17 protein-coding genes are annotated in these 20,132 nt (G+C 49.1%); 8 read left to right on the top strand and 9 right to left on the bottom strand.

All coding sequences use genetic code 11. From position 1 onward, the window contains the following. Positions 1-92: 92 nt before the first annotated feature. The 5 genes from ACFS7Z_RS14240 to ACFS7Z_RS14260 form a co-directional block, all read right to left on the bottom strand. A complete protein-coding gene (locus tag ACFS7Z_RS14240) occupies positions 93-989 on the bottom strand; it encodes an alpha/beta fold hydrolase (RefSeq protein ID WP_377485696.1) in 897 nt (298 codons plus the stop codon). Positions 990-1,127: 138 nt separating this feature from the next. Further along, a complete protein-coding gene (locus ACFS7Z_RS14245; protein ID WP_377485698.1) occupies positions 1,128-2,060 on the bottom strand; it encodes a hypothetical protein in 933 nt (310 codons plus the stop codon). A gap of 169 nt (positions 2,061-2,229) precedes the next feature. Further along, entirely contained in the window at positions 2,230-2,595 is a 366-nt protein-coding gene (locus tag ACFS7Z_RS14250) for a hypothetical protein (protein WP_377485700.1), read from the bottom strand. Positions 2,596-2,634: 39 nt separating this feature from the next. Continuing rightward, positions 2,635-4,179, bottom strand: coding sequence for a 4Fe-4S binding protein (locus tag ACFS7Z_RS14255; RefSeq protein WP_377485702.1), 1,545 nt, complete (start codon positions 4,177-4,179; stop codon positions 2,635-2,637). Between the two features lie 8 nt (positions 4,180-4,187). Beyond that, on the bottom strand, positions 4,188-5,561 hold the full coding sequence (locus ACFS7Z_RS14260) for an NAD(P)/FAD-dependent oxidoreductase (protein ID WP_377485704.1): 1,374 nt from the start codon (positions 5,559-5,561) through the stop codon (positions 4,188-4,190). A 293-nt stretch (positions 5,562-5,854) separates the two neighbouring features. Here ACFS7Z_RS14260 and gloA2 point away from each other — a divergent pair, with 293 nt between their 5' ends. Then, positions 5,855-6,244: an SMU1112c/YaeR family gloxylase I-like metalloprotein gene (gene gloA2, locus ACFS7Z_RS14265; protein ID WP_377485706.1), complete on the top strand. Its 390-nt coding sequence runs from the start codon at positions 5,855-5,857 to the stop codon at positions 6,242-6,244. Between the two features lie 54 nt (positions 6,245-6,298). After that, on the top strand, positions 6,299-7,363 hold the full coding sequence (locus ACFS7Z_RS14270; protein ID WP_377485708.1) for a flavin reductase family protein: 1,065 nt from the start codon (positions 6,299-6,301) through the stop codon (positions 7,361-7,363). A 129-nt stretch (positions 7,364-7,492) separates the two neighbouring features. Here the strand turns inward: ACFS7Z_RS14270 and mgrA are convergent, their stop codons facing one another. Then, complete coding sequence (gene mgrA, locus ACFS7Z_RS14275; RefSeq protein WP_377485710.1) at positions 7,493-8,482, bottom strand: L-glyceraldehyde 3-phosphate reductase; 990 nt, start codon at positions 8,480-8,482, stop codon at positions 7,493-7,495. A 302-nt stretch (positions 8,483-8,784) separates the two neighbouring features. Between mgrA and ACFS7Z_RS14280 the strand changes: the two genes are divergently transcribed. Both ACFS7Z_RS14280 and ACFS7Z_RS14285 read left to right on the top strand, forming a co-directional pair. After that, positions 8,785-9,609, top strand: coding sequence for a universal stress protein (locus ACFS7Z_RS14280; protein ID WP_377485712.1), 825 nt, complete (start codon positions 8,785-8,787; stop codon positions 9,607-9,609). Beyond that, a complete protein-coding gene (locus ACFS7Z_RS14285) occupies positions 9,609-11,300 on the top strand; it encodes a cation:proton antiporter (RefSeq protein ID WP_377485714.1) in 1,692 nt (563 codons plus the stop codon). Before ACFS7Z_RS14280 ends, ACFS7Z_RS14285 begins: the two co-directional genes overlap by 1 nt. An 82-nt stretch (positions 11,301-11,382) precedes the next feature. Here the strand turns inward: ACFS7Z_RS14285 and proB are convergent, their stop codons facing one another. Together proB and ACFS7Z_RS14295 are read right to left on the bottom strand one after the other, a co-directional pair. Continuing rightward, entirely contained in the window at positions 11,383-12,471 is a 1,089-nt protein-coding gene (gene proB / locus ACFS7Z_RS14290; protein WP_377485716.1) for a glutamate 5-kinase, read from the bottom strand. A 63-nt stretch (positions 12,472-12,534) separates the two neighbouring features. After that, entirely contained in the window at positions 12,535-13,398 is an 864-nt protein-coding gene (locus tag ACFS7Z_RS14295) for an ROK family protein (protein ID WP_377485718.1), read from the bottom strand. A 223-nt stretch (positions 13,399-13,621) separates the two neighbouring features. Between ACFS7Z_RS14295 and ACFS7Z_RS14300 the strand changes: the two genes are divergently transcribed. After that, positions 13,622-15,091: an aminoacyl-histidine dipeptidase gene (locus ACFS7Z_RS14300; protein ID WP_377485720.1), complete on the top strand. Its 1,470-nt coding sequence runs from the start codon at positions 13,622-13,624 to the stop codon at positions 15,089-15,091. 62 nt (positions 15,092-15,153) lie between these two features. Here the strand turns inward: ACFS7Z_RS14300 and glgP are convergent, their stop codons facing one another. Continuing rightward, entirely contained in the window at positions 15,154-16,821 is a 1,668-nt protein-coding gene (gene glgP, locus ACFS7Z_RS14305; RefSeq protein ID WP_377485722.1) for an alpha-glucan family phosphorylase, read from the bottom strand. A 352-nt stretch (positions 16,822-17,173) separates the two neighbouring features. Here glgP and ACFS7Z_RS14310 point away from each other — a divergent pair, with 352 nt between their 5' ends. The 3 genes from ACFS7Z_RS14310 (at position 17,174) to ACFS7Z_RS14320 (ending at position 20,130) form a co-directional block, all read left to right on the top strand. Then, complete coding sequence (locus ACFS7Z_RS14310) at positions 17,174-17,635, top strand: GbsR/MarR family transcriptional regulator (RefSeq protein ID WP_377485724.1); 462 nt, start codon at positions 17,174-17,176, stop codon at positions 17,633-17,635. Positions 17,636-17,704: 69 nt separating this feature from the next. Then, positions 17,705-19,057 carry a TolC family protein gene (locus tag ACFS7Z_RS14315; protein WP_377485726.1) on the top strand — a complete coding sequence of 451 codons (1,353 nt, stop codon included), beginning with the start codon at positions 17,705-17,707 and terminating at the stop codon, positions 19,055-19,057. Positions 19,058-19,077: 20 nt separating this feature from the next. Then, entirely contained in the window at positions 19,078-20,130 is a 1,053-nt protein-coding gene (locus ACFS7Z_RS14320) for an efflux RND transporter periplasmic adaptor subunit (protein ID WP_377485728.1), read from the top strand. Positions 20,131-20,132 lie beyond the last annotated feature (2 nt).

The raw sequence follows: 20,132 nt of genomic DNA on the forward strand, positions 1-20,132 counted from the left end.
GTTAAAATGTCATTTCGACCACCGGGAGAAATCTGCTACTAAAAAGAGCATTTAAATTCAGATTTCTCCCGGTGGTCGAAATGACAAAAAATTTACCTCGGCAGCATTTCCTTAGAACGCGCCGCTATTTCTGTAATCATTTGAGCGATTGCTTCCCATTGCTCTTCCTGGAGCAGGTGCTTGGCGGGTAGTTTGTGTACTTCTGCTAAACCTGCGGCTTCCTTTACTTCAGTACCATAGCGCTCATAGCGCAACCCCGGGTCTTCGGCTCCCCAAATGGCCTGCACCGGGTAAGGCACACCCTGAACAGCCTTGTAACAAAGCTCCCGGTACTCCTCTGAATCTGCGAAATTGCGCATGATCTTCAGAAAGGCATCTCCCCCATCTTCGCGTTTGAGCAGGTCCACGTAAGCGTAAATTTCTTCTTTTGGAATAATTTCTGAGTTAGAGACACCCCCAGCAGAAAACATCAGGTTCCAGGTAGCGTACTGAATGCCCGCCAGCTCCGCCTCTCCCAGCAAAGGCTTTTCAAATGGGCGCATGGCCAGCGGCTTCTCAAAATGCACCACATCCACCCATGTATTTAGTATTGTTAGCGAAAGTATCATTTCTCTGTTTTCAGCTGCCAGGGCAAAACCAATGGGACCGCCAATGTCGTGCACTACGAGGTGGTACTTGTCCAGCCCCAGTTCTTCGGCTGCTTTGGCGATGAAACGTGCAAAGTTTGGGAAAGAGTAATCAAAATCCTCCGGACGTTCTGCCAGCCCCAGGCCCGGTAAATCAATGGAAACACCACGATAGCCTTTATCAGCTAAAGAACGGAGCACCTTCCGGTACAAAAAAGAGGAGGTTGGCACGCCATGAAGGCAAAGTACCGGTTCACCGCTTCCGTAGTCTAGGGCGAACGTCTGAACCCCATCTACTCTAATAAATTTTCCAGAAGCACGATGCTGCTCTATTACCTGGTCAACAGTTGAATTATTACTCATGCGCTACAACTTAAGTGAAATGCTTTTGTACGCACTCCAGTAAGATTGTTGTGGTTCACAAGCAGGAGTAGTCTGAAGTTTATGCTAAATGCAAGCAGAGGCACCTTACGTTAAGGCTACCAATCCTCCAGGTCAGGGCTAAGGGTTGCTGAGTTTTAGATCCTTTCGCAGTGGCTGGAACTCATTTCTATTTTTGGTCCAGTAGTCCTGCAGCATAACGGCTTTTCGCTTTGCTCTGCTTACTTCCTCCTCCCCGTTCTCTAATTTCCGCACTTCTTCCCAACCCGCAATTTCATAAGGAAAAGTTGAACTGTAGTAAATGCGCAGAACGCGGGGATAGGTGTCGTAGGTAACGGTGCATACATTCAGCTTTGCTGCTTCAAAACCAGCAACTGCGGTTTGAGCTGGTTGAATGGTAATAGTTGCGTCCTGTGCCTCCAGTGGAATATGCGACAGGCGCTGGTCAAGCAGGCTGGGTATCAGTTTCAGCCTACCTGTCGGCACTTCTTTTGGGTTCAGGCGGATGAGGTTCCAGATACCATCTTCAGAGCGGCCATTTAGTGTCAGTTGCTGGTCTCCCTCCTGCTCAAAGTAAGAACGGAGCTCCACCTCATAGCTGTTCGCCTGCCGGTTCATCTGGGTATATGTCTGTCCGCACCACTCCTGCACACTCGCTGTCACTTTTGCGGCAGGGATCTTATCATACACCGGAGTAAAAGCGGAAAGCATCATGGAGTAGGGGTAAATGCCGGTGATGAACTTCTTCGTCATGTTTAGCTTCAGCACTTTCTGTGCATCCTGCTCATTTTCCTGCGGCCTATCCAGCTTCACCTGTTTCGCCCGTGAAAAGTCTTCCGTCACAAAAATAAGAACAGCCTCCCCTTGTCGCTTTTCGCCATAACGGTATTGTTCCAAATCATATGAATTAAGCTCCGCCTTTCCCTGGTACCAATACTTCCCGAAGGCTTTGAAATCAACTTCCCTATCGCTCTTTTCAGCGTCAGTGGCTCCTAACGGGCTGCAGGCAGCTGCCATAGAGAAGAGCAGCAGAAGGTATGTGAATATTGTCATGTTGTAGTTGGTATTGATTATTTATCAAATGTAAAAAGGACCCACCCCTACCCCTCCAAGGAGGGGAATTTCTGCAAGAGTAGAATATTCACCTTCCTAGAGGAGTAAGGGTAGGTAAACGGTTTTCTTACTAAAAATTGATATCATCCTGCAAGTGGGTTAGCACAGATCAAGCTTTTATATTTTGCAAAGCAGCATTAATAGTTAGCTTCAGCTCTTGCAGGCTTTTTAACTCATTCAACTGTTTAGCGTCCAGCACCACCACTGTCTTCTTATCTCCTGTCTGCAGCGCCACCAGTGGATAGTCAGTATGGGAAGCGCTGTACTTCCACTCGTCTTTGTATATAAACTCCACCTCCAAAGGCAGGCTCTTTACATAATCTGCCCACTCCTGCTTCATAGTGAAGGTACCATAGGTTAGCGCGCACAGATTACAGTTGTAAGTAGTTGGCGAAATGGCTTTATGCGCAAAATCAGTCAGCTTGTTAAAGAGTCCTGTCTTGGCATTGTATACAAACTGCAGTTTCTGGCTCATATTTACCTTCCTCTCGCTATTGTATAACTAGATAATGAGCTACTGCAGAATAGTAGTAGAGTCGTTTCCGGTTAAAATCGGAATATCTGTGATGCGGTCATGTTCGGGGCCGTTCTCCAGCTTCAGTACACCTCGCGGACAAACGCTTGCACAGATGCCACAGCCCACGCAGGAGGCGCGCACCACATTCTGTCCGCGCTGCGCATACCAACGCACATCTATGCCCATTTCACAGTAGGTAGAGCAGTTGCCGCAGGAAATACATTGGCCGCCGTTTGTGGTTATCCGGAACCTGGACTTGAAACGCTGCACAATACCAATGTAGGCTGCCAGTGGGCACCCGTAGCGGCACCACACGCGGTTGCCCATCAGCGGGTAAAAACCTACGCCTATGACTCCGGCAAAAGCTGCACTAATCAGGAAACCGTACCATTGGTGCACCACTCCGGTCGCGTCACCAAGTATTCCAAAACCAGAAAAGTAATTAGCGACGGTCATCACCGTCATCACCACAGCTATGACCAGCACACTGTGCACCATCCACCGTTCAATCTTCCAGGCCTTCAACGATTTGTTAGACAGATGCCGGAAAGGGTCACCTGCTGTTTCGGCCAGGCCTCCGCAGCCGCAGACCCAGCTGCAGTACCAGCGCTTTCCATAGAAGTAGCTCATTACCGGTACTCCTACTACTATCAACAAAATTCCCCATATCAGCATAAACATGCCGATGGCACCGCTGCTCACCATATTCTCTACCCGGTACTCAAAAAAGAAAGTATAATCCAGCGGCCAGATATGCTTAAAGTCGTTCCAGGGCTTATTGAAAAGCACCAGTATTTCGGGAATCAGGAAAGCGAACGCCAGCTGGAAAAACATAACGGACGACGTCCGCAGTGTCTGGTATTTGTTGCCCCGGTGTTTACGGAACATACGCACGCCCATCACCAGGATAGCCAGGGTATAAATAAGGCCATACATAAACCATTTGCTGGCTGGGTTACTGGAGAGTACCATGCTGACCGGGTCTGCCAACAGCACCCAGTTCGTAATGTACTCAGCAAACCAATAGAGCAGCACGTACAGCACAATCAGATAAGTGCCCAGCACAATGCCCACCCAGCCTCTCGATTTGAGGGAGGAGTGGTACACGCCCTCGTGTTTTAGTCCCCCGGTTTTATGTGTCTGTGTTGGCAGCACGTACATCAGCACACCCAAAGCACCCGCCACTATGGTAAGGAGGAGCAAAAGCAGCTTATTATCGGCTACAAAACCGATGCTGGAGGCCTTGGTGACTGAAAATGCATAGTCGTCCCAGATAACCTTCTCATACTGCCCCTCCAGCCTTAGCTCGTCATTATAGGCGCCGAAGAGACGGTTAAAATCCTGCACAAATGCAAAATTGGAGCTGTAGGTTTCGTTCATCATCGGCGCCAGCTCTTCCTTCAGGATAGGGTAATGCGCTTCACTTACTGCTTCCTGTAAAACAGTATCCGTAAGCCGGTATTGCCCCACAAATAACAGGGCAGTAAAAAGAACTAACGCCGCAAAAAAAATGGCCAGTCCGACAGGTTTTATATACTTCATGTTGCGGGTTAACTCCTTAAAAATGAAAACAGGCCTCTTTTCTTCTTTTTTACCTGCAGCGATGCATCAAACTGCTCATTATAGGTCCTGACGATGTCCTGCTGGTAACTTTTATCAAAAAACTCTCCATTAAAATCCGCCTTGTCCAGATTGTCCAGTACTTCTTCTATGGTGCTGCCTTTCCGGAAGGCGTTATCAAAGAAATCATGCCGCAGCCGCAGCCCAAAAGCATTCGCGCCGATCAGCACATTTGTTTCGGCCTCGAATACCGCTCTAAAACATATCTTGCCGTTGGGATGTTCCCAGTAAAGCGACTGTAGTTCTTCGCCCCACTGAGCGGGTACTATTCCATAGGTCTGATACTCAATATCTAGGAATTTAGCAGAGTTAAACCAGGCGGCGGGATGATATGGCACCGGCTCCCGGGTGAGGCTGTAGGCAAGCGTTTCGCCGTGCATGCGCCCGGTATACCACGTCTGCTCAATGCTCCTGCGGTTTAAGACAGGTGTTTTGAACTCAGCACAGTCTCCAATGGCATATATATCCGGTATGTTCGTGGCAAAATACTCGTCTACCAGTATTCCCCGGTTTTTTTCTATGAGGGTATCTTTCAGCAAGGAAATATTCGGGCTTACCCCTACCGCGAGTCCTACAAACTGGCAATCGATTTGTTCCCCTTCGGAGGTGATGACGCCACCTACTTTACCGGTACCATCATCCAAAATCTCCTTTAGCTCGTGTACCAGTTTCAGGTCGATGTGATGCTCCAGTACATGCCGGTTCACCAGTTGCGCCTCCTCTTTTGGAAGCACATTTCCCCAGAAGTTCTCCTCTCGCACCAGAAATGTAACGGGTATTTCACGACTTTGCAGCATCTCTGCCATTTCAATACCTATAAGGCCGCCGCCAACCACCACCGCCCGCTGGCACGAAACCGTACTTGCCTCCATCGCCTCCAGGTCCTGGTAGCTGTATAAGCCCGTCACGCCCTTCAGGTCCCGTCCCGGCCATCCGAACTTATTTGGAACAGAGCCTGTCGCCAGAATCAGGATGTCATAGGAAACCGGGTCATGCTGTTGTAGTTGCAGGGTTTTCTGTTCAACATCAATAGCTGTCACCCAGTCATGCACCAACTGCAGGCGGTTTTTGCCCCAGAAAAAGTCTTCATAGGGTTTGATGTTCTCATACTTCATATGCCCCATGTAAAGGTACATTAAGGCCGTGCGGGAAAAGAAATGCTCTGTCTCACCGGATATGAGTGTAATCTGGGCCTCACTGTCTCGCTTGCGGATATGGCGCGCGCAGGTTACGCCTGCAATGCCATTGCCGATAATGACGATGCTGCGCCCGTTGCCGGAGCTTATTTCAGGATTATCACTCACAAAAGTTCTCTTCTTTATGATGCTGGTTAAACGATTGGTTGAGGTAAAGCAAATTCAGGCTAAGTTGTGACTTCTGTTATCTTTGGGTTTAACCGCCAGCACTTTCAGTTGTTCAATAAGTTGTTGATACATAAGCCTGCCGAACAGTAAACGAAAAATAAAGCTTTTAGTACGAAATATAGTGTAATGGCAACTTGAGAGTCGTGCAGAAGCAGAATTAACCGGTTCTGCTTGATTAGAAGACCTGATTCGTGTAAACTAGCTTCTGAAACGCTGTCGTTCATTTTTCAAATATGCTTCAACTCCGGAAAGTCCACCACATCGCCATTATCTGCTCTGACTACGAAACATCAAAGCACTTTTATACCGTTGTGCTTGGTCTGGAGGTCATACAGGAGGTTTATAGGGAGGAGCGGCAGTCTTACAAGCTGGATCTGGCTTTGAACGGGGATTACATCATAGAATTGTTCTCCTTCCCGACACCGCCGCCGCGGCCCTCGCGTCCAGAAGCAAGAGGCTTGCGTCACCTTGCTTTTGAGGTCTCTGATATTAAAACAGCAGTACAGGAACTGCAACGGCAGGGTGTCACACTAGAACCTATCCGGATTGATGAGTATACCGGCAAGCGCTTCACCTTTTTTGCTGACCCGGACGATCTGCCGCTGGAATTGTATGAGGGGTAAGAGGTTTCCTGCAGCAGGACCTTTTTAAAACGTACTTCCGTAAGAACCTACTGTATGGAAGAAAACGCTATAGAATCAAACCCGGACTATAAAGCCATTACGATAACTGACATAAAGGAAGAGGCACCTGGTGTAAAAACCTTTATTTTTGGAGCCAACGACGCAAAAGACATTCACTACCTGCCGGGCCAGTACCTTACCTTTGCCCACCAGGGCCACAGCGGGGAAGTGCGCCGCTCCTATTCCATCACCTCCACCCCGGCTTTGCAGGAGCCGTTGGCCATAGGAGTAAAACGTGTTGAAAACGGCTTCTTTTCAAGGCTGTTGATAGACAAAGCTGAGGTTGGCGATAGGCTCTATACTGTGGGTGCCTCAGGCCTTTTCACTTTGCCGGATGACCTGGGTCAGTATGAGCAGGTTTTCCTATTGGCGGCAGGAAGTGGCATAACCCCCATCTTTTCTTTGCTCAAGACGCTGCTATATGCGCACCCCGAGCAGAAGGTGGTACTCATTTACAGCAACAATAATCCGAAGAAGTCTATTTTTCGGAAACAACTGGAGCAGCTAGTGCAGGGCTTTCCGGAGCAACTCCACATTGAGTTCCTCTACAGCGTTTCTCCAGACCTGTCAAGGGCGAGGCTATATAAAGACCTTCTACAGGCACAGCTTCGGAAACACGCTGTGGCTCCTTACCACCAAATCCTGTTTTACCTGTGTGGCCCAACTAACTACATGCGCATGTGCTTCTATGCGCTGCGCCAGGTTGATGTGCCAAACGATAGTATCCGCAGAGAGAACTTCAGCACAACGAAGGTCAAGGTGCCCCTCCTGCCTCCAGACACAGATCCACACCCGGTTACGCTGCATTATAAGGACCGTTCATACAAACTGCAGGTACAGCACCCTACCACTATTCTGCAGGCTGCCAAGAAAGCAGGCCTTGCGCTCCCCTACTCCTGTGAGACAGGAAAGTGCGGCAGCTGCGCCGCCCGCTGCTTAAAAGGCGAGGTGTGGATGTCGTATAACGAGGTGCTAACAGAAAAGGACCTGGCCAAAGGTTTAACCCTCTCCTGTGTAGCCTACCCGGTTGGCGGCGAGGTGGTGCTGGAGGTGATGTAATACTGATTCAGCCTCCTCACAACTTTATTATCTCGACCAGACGGAGAGAGAGATCTTTACTTTGACGGCAGCAGCTCTCTCAATAGCGTTTGAGATGACAACTATTTATGAATTTTGAGTGACTTCCTTCTACCTCAAAATCGTCTCTATCCTCTCCAACTCATCAGCGCTGAATCTGGTATGCTGCAGGCTCTTCAGAGAGTCCGCTAACTGCGCTGGGGAGCTGGCTCCTATCAGCACAGAGGTGACTCTATCATCTTTCAGGAGCCAGGCCAGCGCCATCTGTGCCAGCGACTGCCCGCGTTGCTGCGCCAGTTCATTCAGCTGCCGGATCTGCTCTACCTTTTCACCTGTAATGTCTGTTTCCTGCAGGTGCCCGTGCGATTTTGCTGCTCTTGAGCCCTCGGGTATGCCTTTCAGGTACTTACTCGTCAGGAGGCCCTGCGCTAGTGGTGAGAACGGAATACAGCCTACTCCCTCCTCTTCCAGCAGGTCCAGCAGGCCATCTTCTACCCAGCGCAGAAACATGGAGTACTTCGGCTGATGAATGAGGCAGGGCGTGCCAAGGTCACGTAGTATCCTGATAGCTTCAGCAGCTTCTGCGGGCTTATAATTCGAGAGGCCGACATATAATGCTTTTCCCTGGCGCACAAGCAAGTCCAATGCTCCCATTGTTTCTTCCAGAGGTGTTTCAGGGTCCGGGCGGTGGTGATAAAAGATATCAACGTACTCCAGGTTCATACGCTTCAGGCTCTGGTCCAGGCTCGACACCAGGTACTTTTTGGAGCCCCGGTCACCATAAGGACCTGGCCACATATCATAACCAGCTTTTGTGGAAATGATCAGCTCATCACGGTAGCCAAGGAAATCTTTCTCCAGGATGCTGCCAAAATTCTCTTCTGCCGAGCCATACGGAGGGCCATAGTTATTAGCAAGGTCGAAGTGCGTGATACCGGCATCAAAAGCGTCGCGGAGCATCTGCCGTGCATTCTCCAGCACGTCCACATGCCCGAAATTGTGCCACAGCCCCAGCGAGAGTGCTGGCAGTTTCAATCCGCTTTTGCCGCAGCGGCGGTACACCATCGAATTATAACGAGCTGGATTAGGAGTATAGGTCATAGCCAGGTATAGAAGTTAAAAGGGAAGATAAGAAGTTATGGCTTGATGGCCAAAGCAACATTCTTCAACAGAACACCTCTCCTACATAGTCTGCATGAAATGAATAGGATATCGTTATCTGCGTTTATATCATTAATCATAAAACACGTATAGCATATAAAGGAATAATCTCAATCATTCTTTAATCATTCCTCTCCACCTGAACCTAACCTTTCGGTTCACCCCTGGTTTAGTTCAAAGTAAAAGCCATGTAGTAGATCAAAAGCACAGAATTTAGAACCTGACTTCAAACAACTATTCAGATGCAGTACAGCTTTCTTGTACTCTATGACTTTTCCCAGTATGCGCGCCAGGCACTGCGGGTTGCGCACCAATGGAGTGGGTGGGCAGGAGCTGACCTCCACATTTTGTACAACCAGGAAGCTACTTTTGCTCCTGCCATGGCTGATCAGCAGGTGAGGCAGCAATTAGATGCCCATTCCAGGTCAGAAGCATTTCATAGGTTGCAGCGCAGCTACGAAGAAACTATAGGAGCGCCTATACCTGCTAAAAACGTGCATATCTCTGTAAAAAATTTAGCTTTCACCATCACCCAGATTAGCAGCCAGTATAACACGAGGCTACTTTTTGCAGGGCTTAAAGGCCACGGAGTGCTGAAACGGATTTTTATGGGAAGCACTGTGCTTAAGCTGCTTGACATAGTAGACATACCTATAGTTGCCATTCCTCATAAGTTAAGAGCTTTTGAGAAAATAAACCTGCATGTAGGCGTTAGTTACCATTACATATTTCACTCTATCCGACTTCAGCAGTTTATCCAGTTGCTGGCAAATAAAATTCATTCCCTGGTTTTCATCTCTGTTTTAACTACAGAAGATGACAGGCAACAGGCAGTACGCCACCTGTCTAGGCTAAGAGCCACATTTAAGGAGGGAGAAGATGTCCATACCCGGCTATTTGAGGGAAATAACCCTTTCGCCGAAGTCAAGGCATATATGCGGAACCAGGAAGATAGCGTGCTCCTGGTTCAGAAGGGCTCGAGGGCACTGTCTGATTACCTTTTCAGGGAGTTTTTTATCAATGAACTTGTACATGATGCCAGCATACCTTTGATCATCCTGCCGTAGTGAGCTGGCTAATAGATATCGTAAGGGAGCCTTTTCTTGAGTTTGCTGTTATACTCTTTCTGGCTGCCGCGGCAGGTAGCCTGGGGCAACTCCTGCGGCAACCGCTCATCGTCATGTTTATCGCCCTGGGCATAATCATAGGGCCGTCTTCGCTGAACATCATTCAATCAGAAGACAAAATCCACCTCCTCGCTGAAATCGGGATTGCGCTGCTCCTTTTTATTGTGGGCCTCAAACTGGACTTAAACTTAATCAAGTCAACCGGTAAAATAGCGTTGTTCACGGGGTTGGGCCAGGTGATATTCACATCAGCACTAGGTTACCTGTTGGGGTTACTCCTGGGATTCACGGCGTTGCAAAGCCTCTACATCGCAGTGGCCCTCACCTTCTCCAGTACTATTATTATCGTGAAGCTTCTCACGGATAAAAAAGAGATAGACTCCCTTCACGGTCAGATAGCGATTGGATTTCTGATTGTTCAGGACCTGGTGGTGATTTTAGTGATGGTGATACTCTCAGCCCTGGGAAAAGGCGGAGACAGGTCGCTTTTTGAAGACTTCGCCCTTACTTTCTTAAATGGCGCCGTACTGGCCGTAGCCATCTACCTGTTGATGAAGTGGGTTATTCCACAGACAAGTGCTTTCCTGGCGAGATCGCAGGAACTGCTCACCTTGTTCTCAATTGCCTGGGCCATTCTTTTAGCCGCGCTAAGCGAGCTCATGGGCTTCAGCAGCGAAGTGGGTGCGTTTCTGGCCGGTGTAAGCCTTGCTTCAACGCCCTTCAGAGAAGCCATCAGCAGCAGGTTGGTAAGTCTGCGTGATTTCCTGCTGTTGTTTTTCTTTATCAACCTGGGAGCCACCCTCGACCTTTCGGCTTTGGGAGCACAGGTGCCGTCTGCCCTGATATTCTCTGTCTTCGTTCTCATTGGTAACCCGCTGATTGTCCTTATCATCATGGGCATTATGGGCTATACAAAAAGAACCTCTTTCCTGGCTGGCCTGACAGTAGCGCAAATCAGCGAATTCTCCCTCATCTTCGCGGGTATGGGATACCAGGTGGGGCACATCAGCGCCGAAGTTGTGGGCCTGATAACGCTGGTGGGTTTGATTACTATCGGTTTATCCACCTATATGATTCTTTACTCCCACTTCTTATACAAATGGATGGCCCCTTTGCTACAGGTGTTCGAGCGGGAAAACCCATACCGGGAAAGCGCCATCAAGATAAACGAACAACTCTCCTTCAAAGCCATCGTCATAGGCTTGGGCAGGTTTGGCAACGCCATTTCGAATAACCTGAGCAAGCATGGTATAACCACCATGGGGGTCGATTTCGACCCTAAGGTAGTAGAAAGCCTGCGGGCGCAGGGACGATTTGTGGAATATGGTGATCTGGAGGACCCTGATCTGTTTGAGCGGCTTCCCTATCAAAACGCGGATTACATCATCAATACAGTTCCGGACGAGGGCCTCACGCAAAGCATGATCAAAAACCTGCGGTCTTCCGGGTATCAGGGTAAAATCATTGTTACCGCTACAAACGCAAAAAGTGAGTTCCGGCTAAGAAAGCACGAGCCGGATGATATTTTAACGCCTTTTTCTATGGCCGCCGATAGTATAAAACAGCGCTTAGACAGTTTGAGCTTTAATAACGCTACTGCACAACAAAGCAGTACCACCAGCCTGAGATAAGCAGCCAGGAGGTTTCTGCAGTTGCTGCCTTACAGCTGCTCCCTGCAATACTTCATCATGCCCTGGACACTGGCTCAATTAGCTAAAATGCTTCTGGTGTCAGAAACAAATAGTCGTAGTGCACCAGGGGCTTCTGGTTTGCCTGCCCCATGCGCTCCTGTGCTTTGTCTGACCCGTACTCCGCAACACCAAGTCCTATTGGCTTTTCCTGTTCGTCTATCAGTTTGATGATATCGCCTTTCTGAAATTCGCCGATGATTTGGATAATGCCCACTGGTAGCAAACTGGTGGCTTTGGAGGAGGTTAGTGCCGCACAGGCGCCTTCGTTCACCACCACCTTGCCCTTGGCTGCCTGTTCTGAATGCGCAATCCATTTCTTTTTGCCGGATGCTGTTTTCTTAGGAACGAAGCGCGTATTCACAACTTCCTCATTCAGTACTTTAGGCAGGATGTTCTCCGTTTTACCGTTTGCGATGTGTACGGCTATACCCAGCTGCGCTACTTTCTGGGCCATATGGCACTTTGTAATCATGCCGCCCCGCCCGAACTGCGACCGCTGTGTTGTCACGAAAGAGGCAAAGCTGGTGGTGTTGGAGGCTATCTCCTGGATCACTTCTGATTTTTCGTCTTTCGGGTCGCCATTGTAGATGCCGTTTACATTACTCAGTATAATCAGGGCATCGGCATCCAGCATCGACGCGATGAGTCCGGCCAGCTCGTCATTGTCCGTAAACATCAGCTCTGTAACCGATATCACGTCGTTTTCATTGACTATGGGAATGACATTGTTCTGCAGCAAGATTTTGAAGCAGCTCTTCATGTTCAGGTAATGCAGGCGGTCCCGGAAATCCTCCTTTGTGACTAATACCTGGGCGCATAAAAGCCCAAAGGGACTGAATAGTTCGGAATAGGTATTGATGAGCTTCACCTGACCGATAGAAGCAAGCAACTGGCGACTGGCAACCGCATCGGCTTTTTCCGACACCTTTATCAGGCTTCTCCCCGCTGCTACTGCCCCCGACGACACCACAATGACTTCCTTGCCCTGGCTTTTGATGTAGGATACCTGCTCCACCAGGTGCTGCATCCGCGCCAGGTCCGGCATACCATTGTCCTGGGTCAGCACGTTTGAGCCAATCTTTACTACTATCCGGTTGTAGGTCAGCGCCATGTTAATGTTTATGTATGTCTCTTTTTGTGATGTTCTGGTAAGTAACTTCTTAGCGCAGGAGCTTTATTTCCACACACTTGCTGCACCTATCAAGGCTGCTTCTTCGCCTAATACAGCTTGTTTTACAGGCACATTGCTTCCTTCTGAAACTAACGTTTGCTGGAGTGCAGGTTGGAAAAGGTGCAGTGCCTGCGCAATGTTGCCGCCTATCACGATCACTTCTGGATTTTCGCTGTCTATGTAAGGGAGCAGAAATTCAGCTAGGTGCCGCCCGAATTCATTTAAAACAGTTTGCACCTGCGCATCCGACGATAGCAGTTCCACCAGGCTTTTCACATTGCTGGCTTCTCTCCCTGTAAGTAATAAGTAGCGCTTTAAGAACCACCTGGCACTGAGGTAATCTTCGGCTATACCATCTTTGAAAGGAGCACGCCAGAGAGCGGCATCTTCGGCCATTCCATCCCGGAAAAAGGCTGAACCCAGGCCAGTGCCCAATGTCAGGCCGATGGCCCGGCTTGCTCCTATAGCGGCCCCACCAAAAGCCTCGCCTTGCAAAAAGCAGGCGGCATCATTCGTGAATTGAAGCTGGTCTGGGGATATTTGCAGCGCGTCAGCCAGCAGTACCTTTATATTCTGGCCATACAGGGCATCATACTTATCCTGGTTTTGCATCAGCGAAATACCTGCTGCATAATCAAAAGGACCAGGCATGGCTATTCCTATCTTTACACTTTCTGCCTTCCCTCCGCCTGCAGCATGTTTTATTCCTTGTGCCCAGCTTCTGATAATAGCTGCTATGTCTCCCTTCGCATCCACGTCCTCCCGTGTGAGCGTGTCTGCTATCAGGGTGCTTTTTTCCAGATCAACAAGTGCTGCTGTAATGTGTGTCCCTCCTATATCAACACCTACTGTCTTATGTACAGCCATGATTCTGCTCTTCGCTTATGAAGCCGTTCAAATGTTCCAAAGCCATAAATATACGTTCACATCCCCACCTATAAAAGCACCAGACAATTTTAGCTAAATTGAATCCGCACTAAGCATAAAATCAACAACGGGCAGGAGTACAGGCAAATCCCGTTTTACATCTGAAATGTGTAACTTTAGGCTGCGGCAGCTTTGCCACACCAAACACATAAAATGATTAACTATGAGCTCAGAAATATGCAACCTGGAGCCCAAAGCACTTTGGGAGAACTTTGCTGACTTAAATGCTGTGCCGCGCCCTTCCAAAAAAGAAGCGCGTGTAATACAGTTTATCAAAGACTTTGGCCAGCGCCTTGGCCTCGAAACGGATGAAGACGAAACCGGCAACGTCATCATAAAAAAGCCTGCCACACCGGGTATGGAGCAACTGCAGACGGTGGCGCTGCAAAGCCACCTCGACATGGTGCACCAGAAAAACGCAGACACAGAATTCAACTTCGACACACAGGGAATCGATATGTATGTGGACGGGGATTGGGTGAAGGCAAGAGGCACCACGCTGGGCGCTGACAATGGCATAGGCGTAGCAACGATGATGGCGCTGCTTGCCTCTAAAGACATAGCGCATCCCGCTATGGAAGCCCTTTTTACTGTAGACGAAGAAACAGGTATGACCGGGGCACTGGGTATGAAAGGCGGCATCCTGGACGCCAGCATTATGCTGAACCTGGACACAGAAGACGACAGGGAACTCACTATTGGGTGTGCAGGCGGTGTAGACGTTAGCGCAAAAGGGAGCTATGAACCGGAAAGTACTCCGGCAGCCATGGCAGGGTATAAACTCAGTGTAAAAGGCCTCACGGGCGGCCACTCCGGCATGGACATAATCCTGGGCCGTGGTAATGCCAACAAGCTGATGAACCGTTTGCTGTACCTGGCTATTTCGCAGTTCGATGTGCGTGTTGGCAGCATCGACGGCGGAGGGTTGCGAAATGCCATTCCGCGGGAATCTGTGGCCACTGTTGCCGTAGCAGATGCAGACAAATCAAATTTTGAGCAGTTTGTGCAGGAACAGGCTACTGTGCTGCAGCAGGAATACAGCACTACAGACCCGAAGTTGCAGGTATTGGCAGAGGCTACAGCGGCTCCTGCCCAGGTTTTAACAAAGAGTTTTGCTGGCAAATTATTGCGTGCCATCTACGCCTGCCCCAATGGCATTTACCGCATGAGCCCCGATATCCAGGGGCTGGTGCAAACTTCCAACAACGTGGCCCGTGTGCTGGTGCAGGATGGCAGCTATACCATTCTCTGCCTTACCCGCAGCTCCGTGGATAGTGAAAAAATGGATTTGGCGCAGGCCATACAAAGTGCGTTGGAACTGGCGGGCGCTGCGGTGGAGCTCAGCGGCTCCTACCCTGGCTGGACTCCCAGGCCGGATGCTGCCATCATCCAATTGATGCGCGACCTGTACCGAACCAGGTATAAGGGAGAGCCGGATGTAAATGCCTGCCATGCTGGCTTAGAGTGTGGTATACTGGGAGCAAACTATCCGGGCATGGAGATGATATCCTTTGGCCCCAATATTCGGGGCGCCCACTCCCCTGATGAAAAAGTCCAGATAAGCTCCGTACAGAAATACTGGGACTTCCTGCTTGCCACGCTGCAGCGCATACCGGAGAAAGCACAAGCTTAGATTTTGACATATCCGATAATAGCAGAAGCAGCTGCGGGTAAAGCACATGCCCGCTTAGTGCATCAGGTTCTACTCTGATAATTGTACATCTGCTCATAGTACTGATGGGCCATACGGTCAGAAGAGAAGGCAGGCACCACATCCCGCATACTTTGCTTCATAATATGCACCCAGCGGTCCCTGTCGCGGTAATACATCGGCACCACCTGCTGCTCAAGTATGCGCATCATGTTGTTGTAGTCTTCCTCGTCCTGTAATTCATCAGGCAATTCCGTATCCACAACCGGCAGCACAAAACTGTTTTCACCATGGTGGGCAAACTCCGGCAGCCAGCCGTCCTGCACCGAGAAGTTGATGGCACCGTTCATGGCGGCCGACATACCACTCGTACCGGAAGCTTCCCGTGGGCGGCGCGGTGTGTTCAGCCACACGTCAGCGCCATGCTTCAGCTTTCTTGACAAGCCCAGTTCATACCCTGTGAGAACGGCCACATTGTCTAGTTTCTGTGAGATGTATACCAGCTTGTTAAAGGTACTGACAGCGTTATGGTCAAACGGGTAAGGTTTGCCTGCCCAGATAACCTGCACTGGCATATCCGTTTTGTTCACCAGCCTCAGGAAACGCTCCATGTCCCGCACCAGCAGGTCAGCGCGCTTATAGGCGGCAAACCTCCTGGCCCACACAATAGTCAGCACATTGGGCTTAAAAATCTTACCTGCCTGGTCTGCCACAACGTCAAACAGCTTCTTCTTCATTTCCTCCTTACGCCGTTGCAGCGACATGTCTTTGTCACGCTCCTGTGCTTCCCACAGGTTCTTGTCCATCCAGTAAGGCACGTTTTGCGCATTCGTAATGGATTTGATTTCGCAAACGCCTTCATTCTCATACCACATATCACGGGCTACCTCGCCGTGCAGCTGCGAAACGCCATTTGCAACCTTCGACAGGCGCAGGGCCACGAGTGTATGGTTGAACATGTGCCCGTTGGTACCAGTCAGTTCCTTTGCCTCATCCAATGAAATACCGTTAAAGAAGCTCATGTCGTGCAGCATCTGGATGTCATGCTCCTCATTACCGGCTTTTTCCGGTGTGTGGGTGGTAAACACCATGCGTCGGCGCACTTCCTCTTTCTGCCCATACTCCTGGTACAGGTGGAACGCCAGCGGGAGGGCGTGGCCCTCGTTCATATGGTAGATCTCTGCACCACCAAGGGCCTCAATCACTTTAGCACCGCCAATTCCCAGCACAATACTCTGCGCAATACGGGCATTAGGCTCAGGGTCGTACAAACGGTTCGTGATGGTGCGGGCCAGGTGGTCATTCTCAGGCACGTCTGTGGTCAGAAAGTAAATGGGAGCTGTCCCGAAAACCTCTGGCTTCAGCACCATGGCCTTTACCAACACCGGGTGGTTGTTTACCACAACGCGAACGGTAATGCCGCTGTCCTGTAAATAATTGTAATACTTCTGTATAAAATGAGGGCGCATGCTCTGGTCTTCGTTGCGCTCCTGGTCATAGTAGCCGTACTTCCAGAGCATACCGATACCGACCATGTTCTGGCGCAGGTCAAAGGCGCTGCGCATGTGCGAGCCGGCAAGAAACCCTAATCCTCCTGAGTATATCTTGAGTGACTGGTGAATGGCATATTCCATGCAGAAGTATGCTACACGACGGGTATATTTATCATTTGTATCATATGGATGATACCACCTGCTGTAGGTTGAAGGCATAAGCTTAATTTCATTTGAATTTGAAGGCAACTTCTTTTTTAAAAGTGTAATTGCCTGCCTTACACTTGTTTCTGTTAAATTAGGTATAAATCACGTTTCATACTAAGTATTAGTTGGCCAAAGCATGAATTATATACTACGGTAGCTGAGTGACCAAAGGTTAGAGAGAGTCTTTTACAGTGCAATTTCCTCGTTTTCAGCAATCTGTACTGATACGTCATGTAGGTGGTTTTGTGTTTTTGGCAGTAAGAAAAAATTAGAATAAATTAGTTCTGTAGATTTAGAACTGATAGAACTAATTATTACCTTTGCCCTGTTCTATCATCAAAAGAACAATACCCCTATACCAGATATGGCACTTAGCGAACAACAACGAGAACTGATAGAACAGATTGGTATCTACCACGAAAACAATGGTTTTCAGCCAGCTGTAGCGCGTGTTGTAGGTCTTCTGCTCGTATCAGACAAGCCTGAGTTGTCTTTTGATGAAATTTCTGAAACACTCAATATCAGCAAAAGCGCCACAAGCAATGCCCTGAACATGCTGCTCAATACAGGCCATATAGAGTACACCACCTTTTCAGGCGATAGAAAACGATACTTCAAAATAAGGTCTGCCAACTGGCAGGATACGTTTTCTAAGAAAATGGAGGAACTGAGTGCGCTTAACAACCTGCTAAAGCGCGTGCTTGAGGTCAGGAAAAGAGAAAACCCGATGTATGATATGAAGCTCAGAGACTTTATAGGCTTTCTGGACTACCTGAAACAACAATTGCCCACACTAATTGAAAAGTGGGAAAAAGAAAAAGAATAATTTTTTTAGTTCTATAGTTCTGTAATTTCTGAACTAACCAAAATTTTTAAAACAAACAAAACTTATACGGTGATTAAGAAATATTTAGTAATCGGATTGCTGCTTACCTGGATGGCACCTGCCTTTGCGCAGGCACCTGCCGCCGGACCGGCGAAGGAACTGACGCTGCAGGAAAGCATCCAGTATGCCCTGAGCAATAACCAGGATGTAAAGAAAGCCACTTATGATGAGCAGATAGCTGCCCAGGTGATAAGGGAAACAAAAAGCGTGGGGCTGCCACAGGTGACGGCTAGCGGCGGCCTGGACTATTTCCCGGCCTTGCCAACGCAAATCCTTCCGGGTGCCCTGGCAGGCCAGCCAGGCGAGGATATTCCGGTGCAGTTCGGGAAAGACTACAACGTAAAAGGCAACGTGCAGCTCACCCAACTGCTCTTTAACAAGTCTTACTTTGTAGGCCTTCAGGCTGCCAAAACCACGCAGGACCTCTACCAGCTCCGCAAGGAAATGGTAAAGGAAGATTTGATTTACAACATCGGAACGGCATATCTGCAGGCCCTGCAGACAAAGGAGCAGTTCAATACCATCGAGGCAAACCTGGAGAGGCTGACGCAGTTGGAAAGAATTATGCAGCTGCAGTACGAGAACGATCTGGTGAAAAAGGTGGACGTGAATCGCATCAAGGTAAGCAGAATCAACCTTCAAAACCAGCAGCAAAGCCTGAGCACTGTCTTTGAGCAGCAGAAAAACTATCTGAAATTCTTTATTGGTATGCCACTGGATCAGGAAATAGCGCTGCAGGATGCTACTATCTCACTGGAGAAAGTACTACCGGGCACAGTAGATGCTGCCACAGCTGCCACCCGAAAGATCCAGTTCCAGTTGCTGAACACGCAGAAGCAACTAACGAGTCTTCAGGAGAAAAACATAAAGGCAGGTTACTATCCTTCACTGGCTGCCTACGGACAGTATGGCTACCAGACACAGCGAAATGAGCTGTTCGACAGCTCCATACCATACTTCAAATCTTCAGTGGTTGGCCTGCAGCTCAACATCCCGATTTTTGACGGCTTTAAGAAAGACGCGCAGGTAAAGCAGGCGCAGCTGGAGCAGAAGAAATTAGAGCAAGATCTGAACAAATTTACTGAAAACACAAGCGCTACCCTGACCAATGCCATCAGTCAGCTGCAGAACAGCGAGGATACCATTGAGGCGCAGCAGCAAAACGTGAAGCTGGCCCAGGAGGTGTACGACACCACCAACCAGCTTTACAAAGAAGGACTATCCCCGCTGACGGACCTGCTGGAGGCAGAAGTACAGCTCAGGGAGGCAAGAACGAATCTGAACAACGAGGTACTGAAATTTAAGATTGCCCAGCTGAATTATCTGCAGGCAACAGGAGAACTGGAAACACTAATCAAATAAGACATACATCAGAGACTAAAATGAAGAAGGTAACTTATATCGTAGTTGTGCTTGTTGTTCTGGTTGCCATAGGGTTTAAGCTAATGGATAATAAAGAACAAATGGCAGCAAAAGCAGCAGTGGCAGAAATTAAAAGCGATGCAATTCCGGTTGCTGTAACAGAGGTCAATAGCGCTAAGCTAGACAAGTCCTTTACCGCCCAGGGTAACTTCGCTCCTATCCAGAGCCTGACACTTCTGTCGGAAACACAGGGGCAGATACAGCGTGTTCTAAAACGCAAAGGCGACAAAGTAAAAGCTGGCGATCTGCTGCTGGTGGTAGAAAACAACACCATGGCTGCTGATTTGGCCACCGCACAAACCAACGCTGAGAAAGCCAAAAGAGACCTGGAGCGTTTCGAGAACCTGGCTGCCGGCGACGCCATCACGAAAAGACAGTTAGAGGATGCCCGCCTTGCTGTTAAATCAACGCAGGGCCAGTTGGTAGCTGCCCGTCAGCGCCTGAACAAGACCCGCATCACGGCCCCTATCAGCGGCGAAATCAACGAGATTTATGTGGAAGTTGGTTCTTTCCTTAACCCGGGAACGAAGCTGTATGATATTGTGAACGTGGACAAGCTGAAGCTGAAAGTGAAAGTATCTGAAAGTGAAGTATTGCTGGTGGAAAAAGGTGCTAAAGTGAAAGTAAAAGCAGACGCTGGCGCTGGTCAGGAATACGAAGGAACAGTTACAGCCATAGGTGCACAAGCCGATCCATCCCTGAAATTTGATGTGGAAGTGGAAGTAAAAAACGCTGCGAACAACAACCTGAGAGCCGGTATGTATGGCACTGCTTTCTTTGATGTAGCTGACCAGCGCGATGCCCTTCTGTTACCGCGCGAAGCCATTGTAGGCAGCATTCAGAATCCTAGTGTGTACGTGGTAAAAGACCAGAAAGCTGCGCTACGCCCGGTGAGTGTGGGTACTGTAACACAGAACCAGGTAGAGATACTGGATGGTGTGCAGCCTGGCGAGCAGATTGTAAGAAGCGGACAAATTAACCTCCGCGAAGGCACGAAGGTGTCGGTACTTTAGGA

Origin of the sequence: Pontibacter toksunensis (assembly GCF_042686245.1) — a bacterium.
Lineage (GTDB): Bacteria > Bacteroidota > Bacteroidia > Cytophagales > Hymenobacteraceae > Pontibacter > Pontibacter toksunensis.